Below are 314 nucleotides of genomic sequence, written 5' to 3' on the forward strand. Positions count from 1 at the left end.
CGATTTGGCAGCTTTGTCAGTGGGTCATGGAAAGCAATCCAGTCGACGTCACGCTCGGCGAGAATGCGGCGAGAGATTTCGTGAGACATATCCTTGATACGGAGGACAGAGTAGGCCAGTCCCAGGAAACCACCGATGTTAAGAGCGGTAAACACCTCATCGAGATTGTAACTCTCATGATCGCGGAAATAATGGTCCAGAACCTCATGGGCATTAAAATACGAGGCAAGGCCGTAGAGCAAAACGAATGCACCGATCCAGATAAAGATCTCGACGTTGGCGCGATTATGACGGAAGTTTGGCATGGAACCTCT

1 pseudogene is annotated in these 314 nt (G+C 50.0%); it reads right to left on the reverse strand.

Features of this window, described 5'->3' with window-relative positions:
• Positions 1-314, reverse strand: a pseudogene (locus DOU54_RS27675) (GGDEF-domain containing protein); the annotation flags it as partial.

Origin of the sequence: Agrobacterium sp. MS2 (assembly GCF_003261015.1) — a bacterium.
GTDB lineage: Bacteria > Pseudomonadota > Alphaproteobacteria > Rhizobiales > Rhizobiaceae > Agrobacterium > Agrobacterium pusense.